Source organism: Gluconacetobacter sp. (genome assembly GCF_047721585.1).
GTDB lineage: Bacteria > Pseudomonadota > Alphaproteobacteria > Acetobacterales > Acetobacteraceae > Gluconacetobacter > Gluconacetobacter dulcium.
The window spans coordinates 1-18,888 of sequence record NZ_JBDNXE010000050.1; the positions used below are offsets into that span (position 1 = coordinate 1).

General features: G+C 61.8%; 14 protein-coding genes and 1 pseudogene. 4 read left to right on the forward strand and 11 right to left on the reverse strand.

Going from position 1 to position 18,888, the window contains the following annotated elements:
- On the reverse strand, positions 1-1,231 hold a 1,231-nt coding region (locus tag ABF821_RS10860; RefSeq protein ID WP_415530011.1), incomplete at its 3' end, for a sodium:solute symporter family protein.
- Positions 1,224-1,427, reverse strand: a complete 204-nt coding sequence (locus ABF821_RS10865) for a DUF3311 domain-containing protein (protein ID WP_415530012.1) — start codon at positions 1,425-1,427, stop codon at positions 1,224-1,226. The genes ABF821_RS10860 and ABF821_RS10865, both read right to left, overlap by 8 nt.
- A 169-nt stretch (positions 1,428-1,596) precedes the next feature.
- Between ABF821_RS10865 and ABF821_RS10870 the strand changes: the two genes are divergently transcribed.
- Positions 1,597-2,721, forward strand: a complete 1,125-nt coding sequence (locus ABF821_RS10870; RefSeq protein WP_415530013.1) for a P1 family peptidase — start codon at positions 1,597-1,599, stop codon at positions 2,719-2,721.
- A gap of 27 nt (positions 2,722-2,748) precedes the next feature.
- Here ABF821_RS10870 and ABF821_RS10875 read toward each other — a convergent pair whose 3' ends face one another.
- The 3 genes from ABF821_RS10875 to ABF821_RS10885 all read right to left on the reverse strand — a co-directional run bounded on the left by ABF821_RS10875 (position 2,749) and on the right by ABF821_RS10885 (position 6,714).
- The gene (locus ABF821_RS10875) at positions 2,749-3,213 is read right to left on the reverse strand and encodes a DUF1348 family protein (RefSeq protein WP_415530014.1); all 465 of its coding nucleotides are present in this window, start codon (positions 3,211-3,213) and stop codon (positions 2,749-2,751) included.
- Between the two features lie 70 nt (positions 3,214-3,283).
- Entirely contained in the window at positions 3,284-4,408 is a 1,125-nt protein-coding gene (locus ABF821_RS10880) for a phytanoyl-CoA dioxygenase family protein (protein WP_415530015.1), read from the reverse strand.
- Positions 4,409-4,617: 209 nt separating this feature from the next.
- A complete protein-coding gene (locus tag ABF821_RS10885) occupies positions 4,618-6,714 on the reverse strand; it encodes a putative bifunctional diguanylate cyclase/phosphodiesterase (protein WP_415530016.1) in 2,097 nt (698 codons plus the stop codon).
- A 794-nt stretch (positions 6,715-7,508) separates the two neighbouring features.
- On the opposite strand from ABF821_RS10885, the gene ABF821_RS10890 reads away from it, so the two are divergent.
- Both ABF821_RS10890 and ABF821_RS10895 read left to right on the forward strand, forming a co-directional pair.
- The gene (locus ABF821_RS10890) at positions 7,509-9,050 is read left to right on the forward strand and encodes an ISL3 family transposase (RefSeq protein WP_415530026.1); all 1,542 of its coding nucleotides are present in this window, start codon (positions 7,509-7,511) and stop codon (positions 9,048-9,050) included.
- Between the two features lie 37 nt (positions 9,051-9,087).
- Positions 9,088-9,225, forward strand: a complete 138-nt coding sequence (locus ABF821_RS10895; RefSeq protein WP_182975285.1) for a hypothetical protein — start codon at positions 9,088-9,090, stop codon at positions 9,223-9,225.
- Positions 9,226-9,403: 178 nt separating this feature from the next.
- Here ABF821_RS10895 and ABF821_RS10900 read toward each other — a convergent pair whose 3' ends face one another.
- From ABF821_RS10900 to ABF821_RS10910, 3 genes and pseudogenes are all read right to left on the reverse strand, one after another.
- Entirely contained in the window at positions 9,404-10,819 is a 1,416-nt protein-coding gene (locus ABF821_RS10900) for a diguanylate cyclase domain-containing protein (protein ID WP_415530017.1), read from the reverse strand.
- A gap of 165 nt (positions 10,820-10,984) precedes the next feature.
- Positions 10,985-11,451, reverse strand: a pseudogene (locus ABF821_RS10905) (integrase core domain-containing protein); the annotation flags it as partial.
- 531 nt (positions 11,452-11,982) lie between these two features.
- On the reverse strand, positions 11,983-12,195 hold the full coding sequence (locus ABF821_RS10910) for an alkaline phosphatase family protein (RefSeq protein WP_415530018.1): 213 nt from the start codon (positions 12,193-12,195) through the stop codon (positions 11,983-11,985).
- A gap of 70 nt (positions 12,196-12,265) precedes the next feature.
- Here ABF821_RS10910 and ABF821_RS10915 point away from each other — a divergent pair, with 70 nt between their 5' ends.
- The gene (locus tag ABF821_RS10915; RefSeq protein ID WP_415530019.1) at positions 12,266-12,583 is read left to right on the forward strand and encodes a GNAT family N-acetyltransferase; all 318 of its coding nucleotides are present in this window, start codon (positions 12,266-12,268) and stop codon (positions 12,581-12,583) included.
- Between the two features lie 96 nt (positions 12,584-12,679).
- Here ABF821_RS10915 and ABF821_RS10920 read toward each other — a convergent pair whose 3' ends face one another.
- The 3 genes from ABF821_RS10920 to ABF821_RS10930 are packed head-to-tail and all read right to left on the reverse strand — an operon-like array spanning position 12,680 to position 18,629.
- The gene (locus tag ABF821_RS10920) at positions 12,680-14,278 is read right to left on the reverse strand and encodes an efflux transporter outer membrane subunit (RefSeq protein ID WP_415530020.1); all 1,599 of its coding nucleotides are present in this window, start codon (positions 14,276-14,278) and stop codon (positions 12,680-12,682) included.
- Complete coding sequence (locus ABF821_RS10925) at positions 14,275-15,456, reverse strand: efflux RND transporter periplasmic adaptor subunit (protein WP_182975281.1); 1,182 nt, start codon at positions 15,454-15,456, stop codon at positions 14,275-14,277. The genes ABF821_RS10920 and ABF821_RS10925 overlap by 4 nt, the downstream gene beginning before the upstream one ends.
- Positions 15,456-18,629: an efflux RND transporter permease subunit gene (locus tag ABF821_RS10930; protein WP_415530021.1), complete on the reverse strand. Its 3,174-nt coding sequence runs from the start codon at positions 18,627-18,629 to the stop codon at positions 15,456-15,458. The genes ABF821_RS10925 and ABF821_RS10930 overlap by 1 nt, the downstream gene beginning before the upstream one ends.
- Between the last annotated feature and the right edge of the window lie 259 nt (positions 18,630-18,888).

Below are 18,888 nucleotides of genomic sequence, written 5' to 3' on the forward strand. Positions count from 1 at the left end.
CCACCAACCCCGCCCCCAGCGCCCGCGCCGACAACGGCCAACGCCAGACGATCGCGGCAACACCGGGAATAAACTGCGACACGCCAAGGTAGTAGAAGCTGGTCAGCGTCACCATCAGCCCGGACAGATGCCCCGCCGCCAGGATCGAGAACAGCAGATAACACGCGATCACCGCCTGCGCCCCCCGCCGCTGCCCGGCATCGGAGAGGCCATGCAGCAGATTGCGCGACACCAGCGGACCGATGGCCAGACAGGTCCCGGCCAGGATCACCAATCCCGACAACGCGCAGGCACCGGCGACCAGCCCCACCATCCAGTCCGGCAGCAGCGCCCCCGCCGCCACCAGAAACACCGCATTGGGCGATGGCACAGGCATCCCCGCCGACCGCGCATACAGCGCCACCAGATAGAGAAAGGGAAACATCACCATATAAAGCGGCATGACGATCTGGTTGCGGCGCACCGTCCGCGCCGAACGCGCGGTAAACACGAAGGCAACGGTCTGGGGCGCCACGCAGAACGCCACGGCCAGGAGTGGAATGGTGGAGAGCGCATAGATCTGGTTCCGCAGCCCCACCGGGTGTCCGGTCCATGCCACTGCCGGCAGATGCGCCATGCCTCCGGCCCGCAGGGCGGCCACCCCCACGACCGTCACCGCGATCAGCACCAGGCTGTCCTTGATCACCGAGACATAAGCCGGCGCGCGTATGCCCGAGAGCATGATCCAGGCAAAGGTCAGGCCGGCGGCGGCGGTCGTCGTCCACTGCTCGGGCAGCGCCCAGTGAAACTGGTCGATGACGCGCAACAGACCGACAATCTGCAATTCGCCCATCGGCAGCAGGCACAGGATCGCGGTCAGCACCACCAGCCGTTCCAGCCCTCGGCTGCCGAAGCGGGCACGGAACAGATCGGCCATGGTCAGGGCCTGACAATCCCGCCCAGCCCGCCAGATCAGGGGATTGAGGAAATAGCCGACCGGATAGGCCAGCACGATATAGCTGAGGAACCAGATGATGAACGACGTGCCGGCACTGTAAGCCGCCGACGGAAACCCCATGATGCTGCCGATGCTGTAGGTTTCCCCCACCGCCAGCATGAAGACCAGGACGCCGCCGAACTGCCCGGACGCCACGAAGAAATCCCGACTGTCCTGATGACCATGGCCACGTCGCGAGAACAGCGCCACCATGATGGACAGCAGAATGACCAGAAAGAAGACGATGCTAGCCATCATCCCCTCCGCGATCGAACGCCAGCCAGACGACGACCAAACACAGCGACGTCAGGAAGAACCAGCCAAACAGCCAGCACACCACCAGCGGCACACCGAAGATCAGCAGCCGGCTTGAACTCAGGATGGGCAGCAGCAACACGATCGCGCCGAACGGCACCCCGACTCCCACGCCGACACGCCAGACATCTTTCATGCATTCTCCCGTCGATCGCGGTTGCAGTGCGCCATAATCCCTTACGACATCGTTCCAATCTCAGCCACCCGGTCGCGGGGACCCCTACCGCATTCTGCCAGCATGCACCCCACCGGCCCATCCCCTTCTCACGCGCCTGAACACCCAATCGTCCAAGGTTCCTTCCCCGATGAAAAGACGCATGTTTCTCGGCCTCACGGCCACCCTGCCCATGCTGGCAACCCGCACGACAGAAGCCCGTGCAGCCGAGGGCGACCCGCTGCATCCCGGCCCCGGCCATGTCGGCCCCACCAACCTCATCACCGATGTCACCGGCCTGACGGTCGGCGAGGCGCATGACGCCAGATCCCGCACCGGGGTCACGGTCATCCTGCCCGACCAGCGCGTGGCCTGCGCGGTGGATGTGCGCGGCGGCGGCCCCGGCACGCGCGAGACCGATGCACTCACGGCCGGCAATCTGGTGCGCAGCGTCGACGCCATCGTGCTGTCCGGCGGCTCGGTCTACGGGCTGGGCTCGGCCGACGGCGTCGCCGCCTGGCTGGGCGCGCGCGGACGCGGCTTTTCCATGACGAAGCAACCCGGCGTGCCGCCTTCGCCCATCGTCCCCACCGCGATCCTGTTCGATCTCGCCAACGGCGGCGACAAGAACTGGGGCCTCAATCCGCCATACCGAGACCTGGCATTGAAGGCCATGGACCACCCATCCCGCGGCGTCACCCTCGGCACCGCCGGCGCGGGCTACGGGGCGCAGGCAGGCGCGCTCAAGGGGGGTCTGGGCTCGGCCTCATTCGTCACCGCCGACGGGTTGACCATCGGCGCGCTGGTGGCGGTCAACAGCCTCGGCTCGGTGGTCGTACCGGGCACACGCCATTTCTGGGCCGGCCCTTTCGAAATGGGCCGCGAATTCGGCGGCCTCGGCGCCAGCGCCGCCCACGTCGATCCCGAGGATTGGGGCCGGGCCAAACTCAACCCGGCGGCCCGCGCCAACACCACCATTGCCTGCATCGCCACCGATGCCGATATCGATGCCGACGACCTCAAGCGCATAGCCATGATGGCACAGGACGGCCTGGCCCGCGCCATTCGCCCGGTCCACTCCCCCTTCGACGGCGATGTCATTTTCGCGCTGTCCACAGGTCACCGCCCGCTTCCCCCCGGTCCGCGCGCGCTCTATGTCGCCCGGCTGGGCGCGTTGGCGGCCGATGTGCTGGCCCGCGCCGTCGCGCGCGGCGTCTACGAGGCTAGCCTCCCCCCAGGCATGGGCGGACCGACCTGGAAAAGCCTGCCAGGGTGAGGCACAGGCAGGCGCCTTCGCCCACGGTCACAATCCAAGCTCACTGAGCGACGGATGATCATCGGGCCGCCTGCCGGACGACCAGTGGAATTTTCGGTCTTCTTCCCGGATCGTCAGGTCGTTGATCGAGGCGATCCGCCGACGCATCAACCCGTCCTCGCCGAATTCCCAGTTCTCGTTGCCGTAAGAGCGAAACCACTGGCCGCCGCTATCACGCCACTCATAGGCAAAGCGAACGGCCATCCGGTCGCCGGCAAAGGCCCAGACTTCCTTGATCAACCGGTAATCCTGTTCCCGCTCCCATTTGCGCTGCAGGAACGCCACGATCTCCTCGCGTCCCTGGATGAACTCGGCCCGGTTCCGCCACCGGCAATCCGGCGTATAGGCCAGCGACACGCGCTGCGGGTCTCGGCTGTTCCATGCGTCTTCGGCCAATCGGGCCTTCTGCCGCGCCGTTTCGGCCGTGAAGGGAGGAAACGGTGGAAGAGGCATTGCATTTTTCCTGGCAATGAACAGTGATATGCACCGAATTATGCTACAAAAACCCGTCCAGGAAGCAAGCCTACCGGCGCACGAGCCGCCGGAGCATATGCGCACTCACCTGTCCGAACCAACCCGGCGCGCCGGGGGCAATATGCAGCATCTCATGCCCTCCCACGTCGCGGTCGAAAGCGCCGACATTGCCGCGCTTCCGCCAGACATGTACCCCGAACCCACTTTCCTCCAGCCAGTCATGGAACGCCCACATCACGGATGCCCGGCGCCGCCCGATCGCCCGGATGCGCCACAGATCAATCAAGGGCGCAAAGAAGGGATTGCCCCGTTCATACGCCCAGATCTCCACCCGGATACCGGGCTCCGCGCTGACACCGCGCGCATGAAAGCCGCCGGTGTCGGCAACGATCAACGTATTGGCGGGCACGGCCACGGCGCGCGGGGCCGCGTAGCCCATCGCAGCGATCGCTTCCGCGTCGACACGGAACGATCCCCGTCCGCTCAGACGATCGCCGGAACCCGCCGCCTCCAGGCTCATCCGCTTTTCCCAGGCCTGCCGCGCCGGGTTCAGCCGGTGCGATCCGGGAACGTACACAAAGGGGCCACTCTCATCCGCCGTCTCGGTCAGGGTGAACCACGCCTTGACGGTAGGGTGGAACGTATCCGCATGAAACTGAAGCTGCGGATCGGGGTCGCCGGTAACGGCATGGGGCAGAATCGTCTGGACATAATAAAGCGGCTCACAATCCCGGCTGCCAGCCAGCCGGATCAGCCGCCCCAGAAGCGGCAGGTCCAGCAACCGCCGCACGCCGGGCATGCGGGTCAGGACACAGGGCTCCAGCGCGATGCGGCGCGTCACCGTATCGCCCTGAATGGTCTCACGCGCTTCCCCGCGATACTGCCGGACATCCTCCAGAATCTGCCTGAACGTCTCCGCCGGCAGGAAATCGCGAATAACGACAAACCCGTCGCGATCGAACTCGGCGAGCAGATGCGGAGGAATTCCGCGCCTCAGCCGCCGCCGCCGCCAGGCAGCAGCCCGATGGGCCAGGCTCTGGCGCACCACATGAAGGCCCGTCTCATTCAGCCGGCGGCTACCGATCAAGGGATTATCGCGAAAGGATTTCGTGCCGGTGAAAAGCTGACATACCCACACGGGATAGGTCAGAACAGTCTTGATGATCTTATGCATAATATCCGGTCGGCCATAACGGCGAAGGAACGCTCCCCGTCTCCTGAAGTTGCAGTCTCGCTGCACCACGCAAGATGCAATAGCATCATCAGAATATGATGCAAAATCGCGCGCTAATGCACTTGAATCATAAAAGAAATTTCCACCAGAAAAACGACGAACCCAGGCGCGATCCCGCCCCGTTCCTCCTCACCGACTCCGCATGCCGATCAGGCGCCCAGACAGGATAAAAGCTCTTCCACCGGCCGGGGCCGCCCGAACAGATAGCCCTGGACCTCATCGCAGCCCATCCCGGCGAGAAGCCTATGCTGTTCGTCCGTTTCCACCCCTTCAGCCGTGACACACAGTTCCAGAGAATGGGCGAGGCTGAGAATGGTCTGCGTGATCCTGAGAACCTTGTCCTGCGACATCGCCTGGACAAATCCGCAATCGATCTTGATCTTGCTGAACGGAAAGGACCAGAGATATTTCAACGAGGAATAGCCAGTCCCAAAATCGTCCAGTACCAGTCGGCAACCAATCTCGACCAGCCTGCGCAGCGCGGCCTGATTCGATTTTTCATTTTTCAGGAAAAATGTTTCGGTAATCTCGATTTCCAGCCGATGCGCCGGCAGGCCGGTCTGCTGCAAGATTCTCAACACCATGTCGGGAAAGGCCGCATCGCCGAGTTGGATTGGCGACACGTTCACCGCCACCCTCACACCGGCAGGCCAGTCTACCGCCTCACGGCACGCGGCCTGTAGAACCCACTGCCCCAGCGTGTGGATCAACCCGTTCTGCTCGGCCAGCGCAATGAACCGGTCCGGCATGATCAGCCCATGCACCGGATGCCGCCAGCGTACCAGGGCCTCGCAACTCGTCACCTGGCGGCCCGTGCGATCGTAGATCGGCTGGAAATGCACGGTTAGGGCATCGGTCGCCAGCGCATCGCGCAACTCACCGGTCAGGATCGCGGCACTTCTCACCTCTTCGCTCAACGCGGCCTGGAACTGGGCAAAGCGGTTCCGCCCCTGGGCCTTCGCGCGATACATCGCCATGTCCGCATGCTGCAGCAGGGTCTCCGCACTGTCGGCATCCTCGGGAAAACGGGCAGACCCGATACTGGCCCCGATCACGATCCGCTTGCCATCCACCTGATAGGGCGCGCTCAGCGACGCCAGGAGCGGCGTCATCCGCCCGTCGATTTCCAACGGCGAGGCGGTATTGGGCCATAGAATGGCGAATTCATCCCCACCAAGACGGGCAATCAGGTCGCCGGGCCGGCTGTGCTCACGCAGACGGCCGGCCACCAGGCGCAGCAGGGCGTCTCCCGCTGCATGACCATGGACATCATTTACGGTCTTGAAATAATCAAGGTCGATATAGAATAGAACGCCCTGCCTGTTTTCGCCGCACAACGCCTCCAGTTGCACGCTGAACAGCCGGCGATTGCACAGGTCGGTCACCTTGTCATAATGAGCCAGCCGCTCGATCTGCCGCTCATTATCCCGGTAAACCGTCACGTCATCAAAAACATACAGATCCCATAACGGCGTCCCCGACTGATCAGCGATCAGTAGGCGATTGATGATCAGGTCCCGCCGGTTTCCCTGCGGGTCGTCCAGGGAACACTCCATGGTCGCCTGCCCGTCATCCGCCGGCACCCCATCCGTCATGCAGGATGCCATACCAATCATCTTTTCAGACAGGGCGAAGTCCTCGAACCGCTTTGCCGCGCGGTTCATCAGAATGACGTCCCCATCCACAACCGACCGGACGATCAGCGGCGACGGCACATTCTGGACGATCCGGTCGATGAACAGCTTGTCACGCAGGATCTTCTCATTCGCCTCATGCAGCCTGTCCGTCGCCATGCGCAGCTCGGAGAGCGCCGTCTGTTTGGCGGCATGCGCGTGGCGAACCAGATCAATAGCCGACCCTACCCCCAGGCAGATCCCGCGTTCGACCACAATGAAGCCCAGCAGAAGTTCAGAGGCATTCGCCCCCAGTGCCTGCGGTAGAAAGTCCGCCACCAGCACGTCAGCCTCCACGATGGTCGGGCGCGGATCCATCAGCAGCGTGACCGGGCGCCGATGATAGACCGAATATCCATACTGGCCGGCCATCCGCACATGAAAAGTGTGACGGTCGACAAGCCCCAGCGCGCGTCCGCCGTGATCGACGATCACAATATACAGCAGGTCGGGATCACGCTCGAAATACTGCATGACATCCCCGCCAACGGCCGTTTCCGGCAGGATGGGCACCACGGCCGCGATATCGCGCATCGTCTGCGCGGCCACCGCACCATTCTCCTGCATCGTCATCGTGGAACCTTCAAATGCATTTGCAGCGAATTACAGAACACCCTATTTAAAGAATAAAAATATAGAACCTCATGCAAACAATTATGCATATCCGACCTGAACAAGAATTTTTTATTTCAGCCAGGCTCCCATGATCATCTGGCCAGAACGTCATCCGAACGTGTCAATGCTGTCCTGATTATATATCGCAACTGACGATTTCATTGTCCACTCTCTCATACCCGATCTTCGCCGGTGCCACCTGCACAACAACGCCGCTTACGAGCACATCCCTGTCAGATGCCGCGCCAGATCGCGAGCCTGCTGCCGAATCTCGGGAATCGCCGTCGTTTCGAACAAGGTCCCCGCCCGCCTCGGCCCGATCGCGTACCGCACGCGCGAACAGGCACCAGATGCGTCCTCAAGCGCACCGTGCGCATCAGTCACCAACGTCGCCTCCATATCCTCCGCAACCGCGTATCCTTCCAGGAACAGCGTCCGCAGCAAGGGAGATTCGACCCGACGGTAGTCGGTGACCGACCCCGTGCAGTTGATGACGCACGAAGCAGCTAAACTCTCAGTCCCCCGTGTTGTCACGATCGTCAGCCGCCCGGCAACGCCCGAGATTGTTAATTTTCACTGAGAACTGGGTTCATCCGCACTTTGCGTGCAGGAGGTGATTGTACGGCGGCCGTAGATTTGGGAATGGCTGAGGATCTGCCACTGATCCGGATTTCGTGCCCTTGTCCACCGTTCGTGCTCTTGATCTCCCCTCGTCCTTGTTGTCTGGTCGTGCGGTCATTGTAGCCAACAGTATGCAGGTCGAGACGAAATCCCGTTCTCATGGAGCAGCCTGTCCGGATTGTGGCACGCTATCGCATCGGCGTCACAGTCATTACGTTCGCAAGCTCGCCGATATGCCGGCGCATGGACGTCGTGTTTCCCTGTCGATGACGGTGCGGCGTTTCCGTTGCACCGATAAAGGATGTCGGCGCCGCACTTTCGTCGAACCATTGGGGGGATTCGCGGCTCCCCACGCGCGGCAGACGTCCCGGCTGACAGACCTCCACTTCGACGTGGCCTGCGCACTGGGCGGGAGCGCGGGCGCCCGTATGGCGACGCGCCTGTGCTGCCGGGTCAGCGCCAACACGCTGATACGGCGTATCGTCAGGATGGTCCCGATTACTGAACGGCATGAAACGCCCCGTGTTCTCGGCGTCGACGACTGGGCTTGGCGGCGTGGTCATCATGATGGCACCATTCTCGTGGATCTGGAACGAAACAAGGTGGTCGATCTGCTGGCCGATCGGCAGGGCAGCACACTCGCGGCGTGGCTCCGCGATCATCCCGGCATCGAGATTGTCGCCCGCGATCGCGCAGGAGCCTATGCCGACGGCATTCGGCAGGGTGCCCCAGCAGCCATCCAGGTCGCGGATCGATGGCGTCTGATCCGTAATCTCCATGATGCCTTCCTGACCGTCGTCGATCGGCACACCGCCCTGGCCAGACGCATCATGGCCGATATCACGAATGAGGTATCTCCGGTCGAACAGCCGATCGACGCGGAAATAGTGAGCAATCCGGGTGAGGCCGGGCCCGTTGCGTCCAGTCACGCCCGTCATGGAGAGAGAGAAGAGCAATACCGGCAGGCAGTCGCCATGCGGGCGAAGGGACAGACGATCAACCGTATCGCGCAGACAATCGGTGCGGAACGCAAGACTGTCCGGCGGTGGTTGCGACAGGGTCACCCCTCGACATGGCAGCGTCGCATCTTTCGGCCCGGCATCATGGTCCCCTATGCCGCCTATCTCGATCAACGCCTGATGGAAGGATGTCACAATGCAGCTCGTCTGCATCGCGAAATCATGGCCATGGGTTTCTCCGGCCGATATGGCAGCGTCAGGGACTGGATTGTATCGAGACGGTCCTCGGCAGCTGCATGTCATCCTGTGCCAGCCAAGCCCATGCCCATGGGCAGAAATCTGGCACGGATGCTTACGACTGGATCCGACAATCGGTCGGAAAAAGACGTCCTGTTTATCCAACGCCTGATGACAGATGCGCCAGCGCTTGCGCAAGCCACGGCCTGGGTAAGAGACATGCAGGACCTTTTTACCAAAAAATCACAAACACCTCTGGAAGCTCTTCTCGAAGAAGGAGAGAAAACGCCTTTATCCCGTCTTGTAAATGGCTTGCGGCGAGACCTCTCTGCCGTTCAGGCCGCGTTGCATACCCCCAGGACCATCAGTCCCGTCGAAGGGCAGATCAGCCGCCTCAAGATGATCAAGCGCACCATGTTCGGCAGAGCAGGTTTCAAACTCATCCGCGCCCGTGTCCTGCACGCAAAGTGCGGATGAACCCCCAAAAGGGTCACTTCTCAACGCAAATCAACATGTGATCGGTCCCGACCTGACGATCCGCACCGTCCTGTCCCATCCGCCCGCGCGCGGCAGGCATTTCAATGACATCATTCAGGCGGCAGAAGCCTTCGGGCTGGACGATATCCCCCTCCGCCCGGTCCGGGCGGCCTGAAACACCCGCTGCCTTAGTGTCTGGCCGAGATCTTTCTACGACATTTCAATCACTTACGGTCATGGGAGCTTTCACTGTGCCTTGAAATCACTGAGTTTTATTTGTTGTGAACTTGGTGGACGCGGCACGTCCCGTTCATAAGATTCTGAAATTGTTCAAAATGATCTCGACCGGACTCTTACCGCGTTTCACTCACAGGAAAAGGGACAAGATCCGCGGCAGGTTCCCTGAAAAGCATATAGCCATCACGACCGGCCGCCTTTGTCACATAGAGGGCGGTATCGGCGCGATGGATCAGTTCATCGGCGGTGATGCGGTCCATTCCGGTCATCACCGCGCCGATGCTCGCCGTAACCGACCGCGTGACGCCTGCAATGCAGTAAGGCGTCCGCAGCGCATCCGAGACCATGATGCACAGTGCCTCACATTCCACGGCGGAAAACGCACCTGGAATGAATGCGGCAAACTCATCGCCGCCAAACCGGCCGACACAGCCGCCACGCCACGACACAAGGTCGCGCAGCCGGACACTGAACGCCTTGAGGAATGCATCTCCCGCCTGATGCCCTAGACTGTCATTAACCCCCTTGAAATCGTCGATGTCGATGAAGAGAACCACACCCGGTTGCATCGCGTCGACCACTGACTTCAGCACCGTCTCGAATTTCTGCCGATTCATGGTCGATGTCAGCATGTCATGAGTCGCTGCATGTTCCAGATTAGCCTTCATCATCAGAAGCCTACGGGTATCGCGCCGCTTTTCGCCCACCGCATTATTGATCGGCAGCACGACCAGCAACAGCGAGAACAGGTACGGCTGCATCATGCCCTCGCGCATCAGGCTACCGTCCGGCGACAATCGGGCGATCGGCCCCAGTCCCCACGCCGTCAGGGCCGAGGCAAAGGTCGAGACGAAGAAAACGGCCGTCAGGCTCCACGCCGGCCTTGCATGAAAGGCGAGCATCGCCAACGCCGGATAGAGAAACAGAAATAGCGGAGAACGTCCCCAGACGAAGCTGAGGATCGTCAACACGATACACGACACCAGCAGGGCAACGTTCTCTTTCTCGACCCGCCAGACCACCTGCCCCGGCCGCGCATAGCGGAGTAGCGCCAGAACGGCGGGCGTAGCCAGCAGCAGCCCCAACGCATCGCACAGAACCCATTGCATCCATTCACGAACTGGTGGCGTGGCATCACCCAGCAGCATATACTCGGTGGCGACTCCAATCGCCGCCTCGATGGCCGCAGACAGCAGCGCGATGATGGTAAACGCCGCAAACCGACGCGGTCGGGTGAGATCGATCGTCGCCCCGCAGAATCGGCGCGTCATCGGTGCCGCGACAAGCACCTGCACGACATTGAGCGCACAGGCAAGAAAGCTCTCGGTTGGCGACAAGCCGCCGGCAAAACTGTTGATCTCGAAATTAAGAGCAAGACACGCCACCAGCACCACAGCGGCCATACGCGGGCGCAAGCTCAACAGAGCGACCAACATCGCCGCATTCGGCGGCCAGAAGGAAGAATAGCCGAATGCATCCGTGACGAAGAAACGGGAGATCAGGCAACTTAGGCCAAAAACCGCCACAAGCATCGCGGCCGTTCCATTACCGCGTCTGATTTCCGCTGAACGATAAGGTCTCCAGCTCAATCAAGCCCCCCGCACAGCATGCCTAGTACAATTAGTACCCCGATAACCATCAAAAATAAACGCTATTCAACACACGGGCGCGATGCCGTCTGTCAGCCGCGTCCCGGATCAGGCGTTCAGATAGTTGTACTGGCCTCGGTTTTTGAGACATTTGGTTGGAACGTAAGCGGCGAGAGCCGCGCTGGAAAGGGCTTTGGCGCGCACGGCGGCAGGAGACAGGAGACAGGAGACAGGAAGCCGTGCCGTTCGATGAGCCAGGTTTCATTGTATAGATCGCGGAATTCCAGCAATGCCTGTCGAAGTTCCTCGACGGTATCGAATGTCCGGACCCAGAGCAGGTTTTCCTTCAGGGTCCGGATGAAGCGTTCGGCGCATCCGTTGCCCTCCGGGGCTCGGACGAAGGCGGGCGAACTTTCGATGCCGAGGAAGCGAATTTCGTTATGGAAATCATCGGACATATACTGGCTGCCGTGATCGTGGCGCAGGGAAAGTCCGGTTGCTCCTTTTTCGGCGAATCCGCCAAAGCAGCGCTCAGAAAACCGGGAGGCGGGAGACAACCATCTCCCGCCGCGTCTCCCTGTAAACGTCCGTGATCACAATCGTGTCCACGACGCTGGCATGCAGGCCCAATCGCAGCATGACCGCATCTGAAGATACTCCCTCTCCCAAGGTCACCGCGAATCCGACGACGCAGATCGCAAAACGTCGACAGAAGCCGTTGGGGGCATGTATCGTCACCGGCCCATCTCCCGCGCACGCAAAGACATGGCTGTCCTCGGCCCCGACCGTGTAAGGACGCACACTCTAGGAACACAGCCTCCTGTGCGCCGGCACAGGCCAGCCGAATCCTGCCATCAGCCTCCAGATCGGCATGCAGATCATAAGGAAGGGGCCAAACCGGGCGCGACCCGACTTCATACCGGGCAGAACCTGCGGATCGGGAATGCCTGGCGGCGACAGGCGGCACGAAGCCCGGGGTCGGGCCGGATAGACCGCCGTATCCAGCAGGCCCTCTGGCCATGACCTGCGAATTGACCCAGCCTCCCGTAATCCCGGGCTATATCAGAAGAGCCGGCACCCTGGGGCCAAGGTCCACCGGTACACCATCATACACCTCGCCCGTCAGCGGAATGCTGCTCACTCCCCTCCTCCCCCAAGGCGGCAAACAGGAGGCGGCACCTGGTCAAAAAAGCCGTCTTCGCCCAGACATCCGGATGCCGCACAAAAATATCCATCAGGCGCGAGATCAGAACTTCCCCATAGCCGGGCGGCGCATCGGGATGTTCCGAAAGGACAGCGGGCGGCACGATCCACGACACTTACGGGAGGCAGCCATTCGTCACATCGCGCTCGAACGCCTCAACCAGATACCGGCCGTCCGAATTGTGCATGTTCGCGCGATTGGAACCAGCAACGATTCGCCGCGCGCTGATATTGGCAGGATTGCCAATCCAGGTCACGAAAGGCGACGAACGCACGCAACCGGCAGAGTATGTCGAGGTCAGTGGCATATACACCCATCCCGACCGTCGTGGCCGCGGCTCTGCCGGTTTCTTCATGCGGGAAGTCGCGACCCGTATCCTGGCGCGCGGAACCATACCCTTCCTGCATTGCCATACAACCAATAGTGGCGCGATTGCCCTTTACAGACCTCTGGGCTTTACGCCCTTCCAGACCGTCACTGCCGCCATCTTCTCAGCCACATGACAAGTGAGGGCGTATCTCGTCCCACGGCACGAGAACGAAAAAGGCGGAGCGATAAAATCGCCCCACCTTCCTCGGTTTCACCCTTCCGGCCAGCAGCTAACGCCCAGCCTGGACCGATGTCGTCCCCATGTCGAGTGCCGGGGCCCCGCCGCTCAGATTGTCGAACGGTGTCTCGTCCCGCACGCTGTCGATGCCACCGGTCGGAGCGGGATGATGCAGCCCGTCATATTGCAGCACCGAGAACGTCATCGTCTGGTCCGGCGTCGGCAGCAGCCGGTCGTTCCATCCACCGCCAAGCGCGCGGATGAGTCCGATTTCCGCCTGGAAATAGCGTGTCTCGACCTGCACCTGCGCAATCTGGGCCTCCAGTGCCGCTTCCTGGGCGATGATCGCGTCCAGATAGGCGGACACTCCCCCCTTGTAGAGGGTCATGGTCATGGTCTGCATGTCCAGCGCCGCGGACGTCGCCGCCTTCAGGCGGTCATTCTCGGCCCACAGCCGGTTGGTGCGCGAAAGCCCGTCCTCCACCTCGCGGAACGCCGCGAGCACCGAAGACCGGTAATGATCGCGCGTCTCGCGATAGCTGGCCCAGGATGCCTGCAAGGCCGCGCGGCGCATGCCGCCCTCGAAGATCGGCATCGAAGCAGAAGCACCATAGGACCACATGCTGTTTGCCAGATTGGCCAGATCGAAGCCATTGGCATCGAACCCACCATTGGCATGGAGCGAGATATGCGGATAGAACGCCGCCCGCGAAACCCCGATGGCGCGATTGGCCTGTGCCATCTCGCGTTCTGCCGAAGCGACGTCGGGGCGCCTCTGCAACAGGTCGGAGGGCACACCCACCGGGATATGGGCGCGCACGAACGTCAATGTATCGGTCGGCGCGATGTGGAAATCGGACGGTGCGCTGTTGGTCAGTACCGCGATCGCATGTTCCGTCACCTCACGCTCGGCCTGGATGTCCAGTTCCGCCGCCTGGGTCACATACAGGCGGTTCTGGGCACGGGCGAGGTCGAGACGCGGCGCCGCCTGGTTGACGAGCTGCGTCTGCGTCACCTTCAGGGCCTGCTGGTAATAGGCGATAGATTTGCGATAGATCGCATCCTGCGCGTCATAGCCACGCAATGCGACGTAATCGCTGGCCAGTTCCGACTGCAGGCTCAGGCGGGCACCGGCGTAATCGGCTGCCTTCTCCTGGGCGGAAAACTTCGCCATGCGCACCTGGTTGCGGATCTCCGACCAGAAATCCGGCTCCCACGACGCCAGGCCGCCATAGAACTCGTCAGTCTGCGTCAACGCTCCCTTATAACGGAACAGCCGGTCGGCCGACTGCTTGTTGTCCGACGCCCCGAAGGCCAGACCGAAATGCGGCAGCAGGTCCGCGCGCGCGCTCATGACCATGGCCCGCGCCTGGACGAAGCGTTCGGCCGCCGCCTGCAAATCCGCGTTCGCGGCAACGGCCCTGTCTTCCAGAGCGTCGAGCTGCGGATCATGCAGCAGCGTCCACCAGTTGGAAGGCAGTTGCGCGTCCGCCGGCGTCGCGGTGGCGAACGCCCCCTGACCATGCCAGCTTGCGGGCACGATATAGGTCGGAGGATGGTAGGCGGGCGCCAGATCGCAGGCGGACAGCGCCGCCAGCGACAGCATCGCCCCGCCGGACAGCATGGTCCGGCGCAGAGACCGCATGATCATCCCTCGATTTCCTCGTTTTCCTGGTCGTACCCCTTGGCCGGCTGGACAACATGCACCTTCTGCCCCTCCAGCAGGTCCGCCGGCGGGTTGTTGATGATCCGGTCAGAGGGCGAGACCCCCGACGTCACGTCGGTCTCGGCATCGGCCATCCGCCCCACCTGGATGTTGTGGTAATGCACCACATCGTTGGCATCCAGCACCGCGACCTGCATGCCCTTCTCTTCGAACACGAGGGCGGCCGTCGGAATCTGGAACACGCCCGGCGTCGAGGGTGCGGTCATCTTCACCGATGCGAAAGTGCCGGGCCACAGCTCATGCCTGTCGTTATCTATGGTAAATTCCGTAATCGCCGTGCGGGTGTTGGGATCATATCCCCGCGCGATGGTCAGGAAATCGGCCTTGAAGGTCCGGTTTGCAAACTGCGGAACGCTGACCTCCGCCGTCATGCCTGGCTTGAGAATATAGGAGAACGTCTCGGGCACCGACACGAACAGGCGCATCTTGTGCATGTCTGATACGGTGAAGAGCTGGCTGGCATCGCCATTGCTGCCGTGCTCGCCCGTCCCGCTGCTGACATAATCGCCCACATTGATATCGCGCGACGTCACCACGCCGTCGAACGGCGCCTCGATGGTCTTGAAGCGTTCCAGCGCCTCGAACTGATCGACCTTGTGCTCGGCCGCCTGCATCATCGCCAGCCCGGCCTTCTCGTTCGCATCGGCCACCGAGACCGACTGGCCCGATACCGCCTGCGACTTGGCCATGGCCCGCCAGCGATTGGCGCTGACGACGGCCAGGTTGTATTTGGCCTGTGCCTCCGCCAGATCGGCCTTGGCCTGGGCGTATTGCGCGTCCAGGCTGGGAGCGTTGATCTCGGCCAGGACGTCGCCCTTCTTCACTTCCGCGCCGTAATCCTTGTACCACATCTTCACATAGCCCGATGCCTGCGGGAACAGCGGGGCCTGGTACCAGGCGTCGATATTCCCCGGCAGGGTCAGGGTCACGGTCTTGGGCGAAGGCTTCGCCTGGATCACCGCGACGTCGGGCAGCGCATTGCGCACTGTCTCGGCGCGCAGTTCCGTCACCGCGTGAACCCGGGTGACCACCTGATAGCCGACCAGCCCGACCAGGACACATGCCCCGGCGGCCAGAAGGGTGTTGCGTGACAGGGAAGCCATCAGACGGTCTCCTTCCGGCTCGACGAGCGGTTGTAGATAATCGCGTAGACACAAGGAACGAACAGAAGCGTGGAAATGGTGGCAACGATCAGGCCGCCGATCACCGCCTTGCCCAGCGGCGCATTCTGCGAGTTGCTGATCGACATCGGCACCATGCCGACAATCATGGCGGCCGCCGTCATCAGGACGGGACGGATACGCCCGTATCCCGCCTCCAATGCCGCCTTCAACGCATCTCCGTGCACTTCAAAACGTTCACGGGCATAGGAGACGACCAGGATCGAGTTCGCAGTCGCGGTTCCCATGCACATAATGGCACCTGTCAGGGCTGGCACGGACAGGTGCGTATGCGTCAGGAACAGGCTCCAGGCAATACCCGCCAGCGCCCCCGGCAGAGCCGAGATGATGATGAACGGATCGAGCCAGGACTGGAAATTGACGACGATCAGCAGATAGATGAGCGCGATCGAGACGGCGAGACCGCCAACCAACTGCACATAGGCGCTGCGCATCGTCGTGGCCTGCCCTTCGACATCCACAGCCGCGCCGCGCGGCACGTCAGCGGCCGTCTGCGCGATGACCTTGTTGACGCCGGCCAGCACGCTGCCCAGATCGGTGCCTTCCGCCGACACGTAGATGTCGAAGGCGGGCATCGAATTGTAATGCGAAACCTGTCCGGGCGTCCCCTTCGCCGTAATCGTGCTGATCGCGCCGAGCAACTGCATGCCCTTGCCCGAGGGATCGCCGTCTCCCTTGTCGACCGGGATCGACAGGAGGTCATTGAAATGCGTCAACTGGTTCTGCGTCACATACGTATTCAGCAGGAAGGTGACGCCCCAGACCGGATCATACCAATATTGCGGATCGACCGTCGAACTGCCCGACAGGGTCATCAATTCGTTGTCCGCCAGGTCAGCCGCATTGACACCGGTCGCCTGGCTGAAGCTCCGGTCGCCCTGCACGAACAGCGTCGGCGTCTTCATCGTCTGCTGCAATGTCACGTCGCTGGCGCCGGGGACGAGGCGCAGCTTGTTCACCAGTTCCAGGGCGTACTGATAGCTCTTGCCCAGCTCCGGTCCCGCAACCTTGATATCGATCGGCGCCGGGGAACCGAAATTCAGGATGCGCGCCGTCAGGTCGGCGGGCTGGAAGGTAAAGACGGTGCCGGGGAAGCTTGCCGACAGGCCCTTGCGCAGCACGGCGCGATAATCCCAGACCGGCGATTCGGCATTGGTCAGTGTGATGGTCAGGTCGCAATCCTGCGTCCCGATCGTCGGAGTCGGAATGAATGCCTGGTTATGAGGCCCTTCCGGCAGGCCGCAATTGCTCACCACGTCATCGACCTTGCCGGGCAGCAACTGGTGGATGCGGTCGCCGACGAGCGTCGCGATTCGTCCGGCCACCTCGATGCGGGTCCCCAGGGGCGCACGCATATGCATCTGCAACTGGTCGGATTTGATTTCGGGGAAGAAATCACGACCCGCCACGATATACAGCCCGAGAGACAGGACGGACGCGCCGAGGAAGATGGAGACGAACCGCCCCCTGCGGGCGATCGAACGCTCGAGGAATCTGCCATAGGCCTCACGGAAGGCCGTGAAACGGCGCTCGAACCCCCTCTGGAAGCGCGAGAAGATATTCCCGCCCTGGAGGTGGTCCTCGTGCCCGTCGTGCCCATGGGCACCGTGCGTCTGCCCGGCGAGCAGGAACTTCGCCATCGTCGGCACCAGCGTACGCGACAGGATGAAGGAGGCGATCATCGCGAAGATGATGGCTTCGGCCATCGGCATGAACAGCCAGCCCGCAACGCCGCCCAGTTCGAACAACGGTAGCCAGACGATGCAGATGCAGGTCGTCGAAACGAAGGTCGGGATCACGATCTGGTTGGCCGCGTCGATGATCGCGACCTCCAGTTCTTTGCCCATTTCCAGATGGGTATCGATATTCTCGATCATGACGGTGGCGTCATCAACCAGGATACCGACTGCCAGGGCGAGGCCGCCCAGTGTCATGACGTTGATGGTCTGCCCGGCCCAGCCCAGACAGATGACCGCGCAGAGGATCGCCAGCGGGATCGAGGTAGCGATGATGATCGTCGAACGCCAAGAACCCAGGAACAGCAGCACCACAAGTCCGGTCAGGAACGCCGCCGTCACCATTTCGCGCAGCACGTCGACGATCGAATCCCGCACGAAGCCGGACGCATCGTTCAGCACCGAGATATGCGCTGTCGACGGAATGACCTTCTGCAGACGGGGCATCAATGCCTTCACACCCGAAACCACGTCCAGCGTCGAGGCCTCGCCGCTCTTCATCACGACCATGATGACGGCCTGCCGCCCCTTTACCAGCACGAGGTTGGTCTGCGGATGGCCCCCACGATACACCTGTCCGAGGTCATGCATGTAGATGACGGAATTGCCGACACGCTTGATGGGGATGTTGGCCAGTTCCTCCATCGACCTCGGCTGGGCATTGGTCGCGACCATCCAGTCGGTCGACCCGATCTTCTGGTCGCCGGCTGGGCGGACGATGTTCTGCTTGTCCAGAACATTCTGCACGTCCATCGCCGACAGATGGTGCGCCTGCAACTGCTTCTGATCGAGTGCGAACATCACGAAGGCGTCCATGCCGCCGTAGGGATGCGGCACGATCGCCCCGGGGACGGTCACCAGCAGTGTACGCACGCGGATCTGCGCCAGCTTGAACAGGTCCGACGGCGTCATGGTATCGGAGGTCAGTTCAAGCGTGATGACCGGAACCGAAGACGCCTCCAGCTTCATGATCATCGGCGCCGGAATCTTCTCCGGCAACTGCATCAGCACGGTCTGCGAGATCGCGGTCACATCCGCCTCGGCCGACCCGATATCCGTGCCGGGCTGGAAGAATATCTTCACGATGCCACGGCCGTAATAGGAATCGGACTCCATGTGCTCGATTCCCTCGACCGTCGAGGTCACGCCCTGCTCGTAATTGTACATGACGCGGGCCGCGAACTCGTCGGGCAGCAGACCGCCATAGGTCCATACCACGGCGATCGCCGGAATCTTGATATTGGGAAAGACGTCTGTCGGCGTCTTGAGGGCGGACATGACGCCGAACAAAACGATCAGGATCGACAGAACGACAAAGGTGTACGGCCGCCGCAGCGCCGTCACGACGATTGCATTCATATGTGAGCTTTTCCCCGTCCAGGGCTTTTACCAGCATCAGGAAGAAACAGGCCGCACGACCGCATCCGGAAGACGAGATGTGTCAAATTATTTCTCATCAGAAACAATTATCGGCACACCTGCTGCCGCCAGGGCCGCGTCGGCCAGGTCACCGCGCCGGGCGCGGGACAAGTTTCCTGCTTAGATCAGGGATTATGCAGTGTGATAGTCATCTCGAGCTCCCCGTGCGTGCGTGCCCGTCAGAGCGACGCTGTCTCTC

Excerpts from the sequence above, each read along its gene's own strand:
- ABF821_RS10865 (WP_415530012.1), bottom strand. The coding sequence starts at position 1,427 with ATGAAAGATGTCTGGCGTGTCGGCGTGGGAGTCGGGGTGCCGTTCGGC.
- ABF821_RS10880 (WP_415530015.1), bottom strand. The coding sequence starts at position 4,408 with ATGCATAAGATCATCAAGACTGTTCTGACCTATCCCGTGTGGGTATGT.
- ABF821_RS10930 (WP_415530021.1), bottom strand. The coding sequence starts at position 18,629 with ATGAATGCAATCGTCGTGACGGCGCTGCGGCGGCCGTACACCTTTGTC.
- ABF821_RS10870 (WP_415530013.1), top strand. The coding sequence starts at position 1,597 with ATGAAAAGACGCATGTTTCTCGGCCTCACGGCCACCCTGCCCATGCTG.
- ABF821_RS10920 (WP_415530020.1), bottom strand. The coding sequence starts at position 14,278 with ATGATCATGCGGTCTCTGCGCCGGACCATGCTGTCCGGCGGGGCGATG.
- ABF821_RS10875 (WP_415530014.1), bottom strand. The coding sequence starts at position 3,213 with ATGCCTCTTCCACCGTTTCCTCCCTTCACGGCCGAAACGGCGCGGCAG.
- ABF821_RS10885 (WP_415530016.1), bottom strand. The coding sequence starts at position 6,714 with ATGACGATGCAGGAGAATGGTGCGGTGGCCGCGCAGACGATGCGCGAT.
- ABF821_RS10925 (WP_182975281.1), bottom strand. The coding sequence starts at position 15,456 with ATGGCTTCCCTGTCACGCAACACCCTTCTGGCCGCCGGGGCATGTGTC.
- ABF821_RS10915 (WP_415530019.1), top strand. The coding sequence starts at position 12,266 with ATGTTCGCGCGATTGGAACCAGCAACGATTCGCCGCGCGCTGATATTG.
- ABF821_RS10900 (WP_415530017.1), bottom strand. The coding sequence starts at position 10,819 with ATGCTTGTGGCGGTTTTTGGCCTAAGTTGCCTGATCTCCCGTTTCTTC.
- ABF821_RS10890 (WP_415530026.1), top strand. The coding sequence starts at position 7,509 with ATGCAGGTCGAGACGAAATCCCGTTCTCATGGAGCAGCCTGTCCGGAT.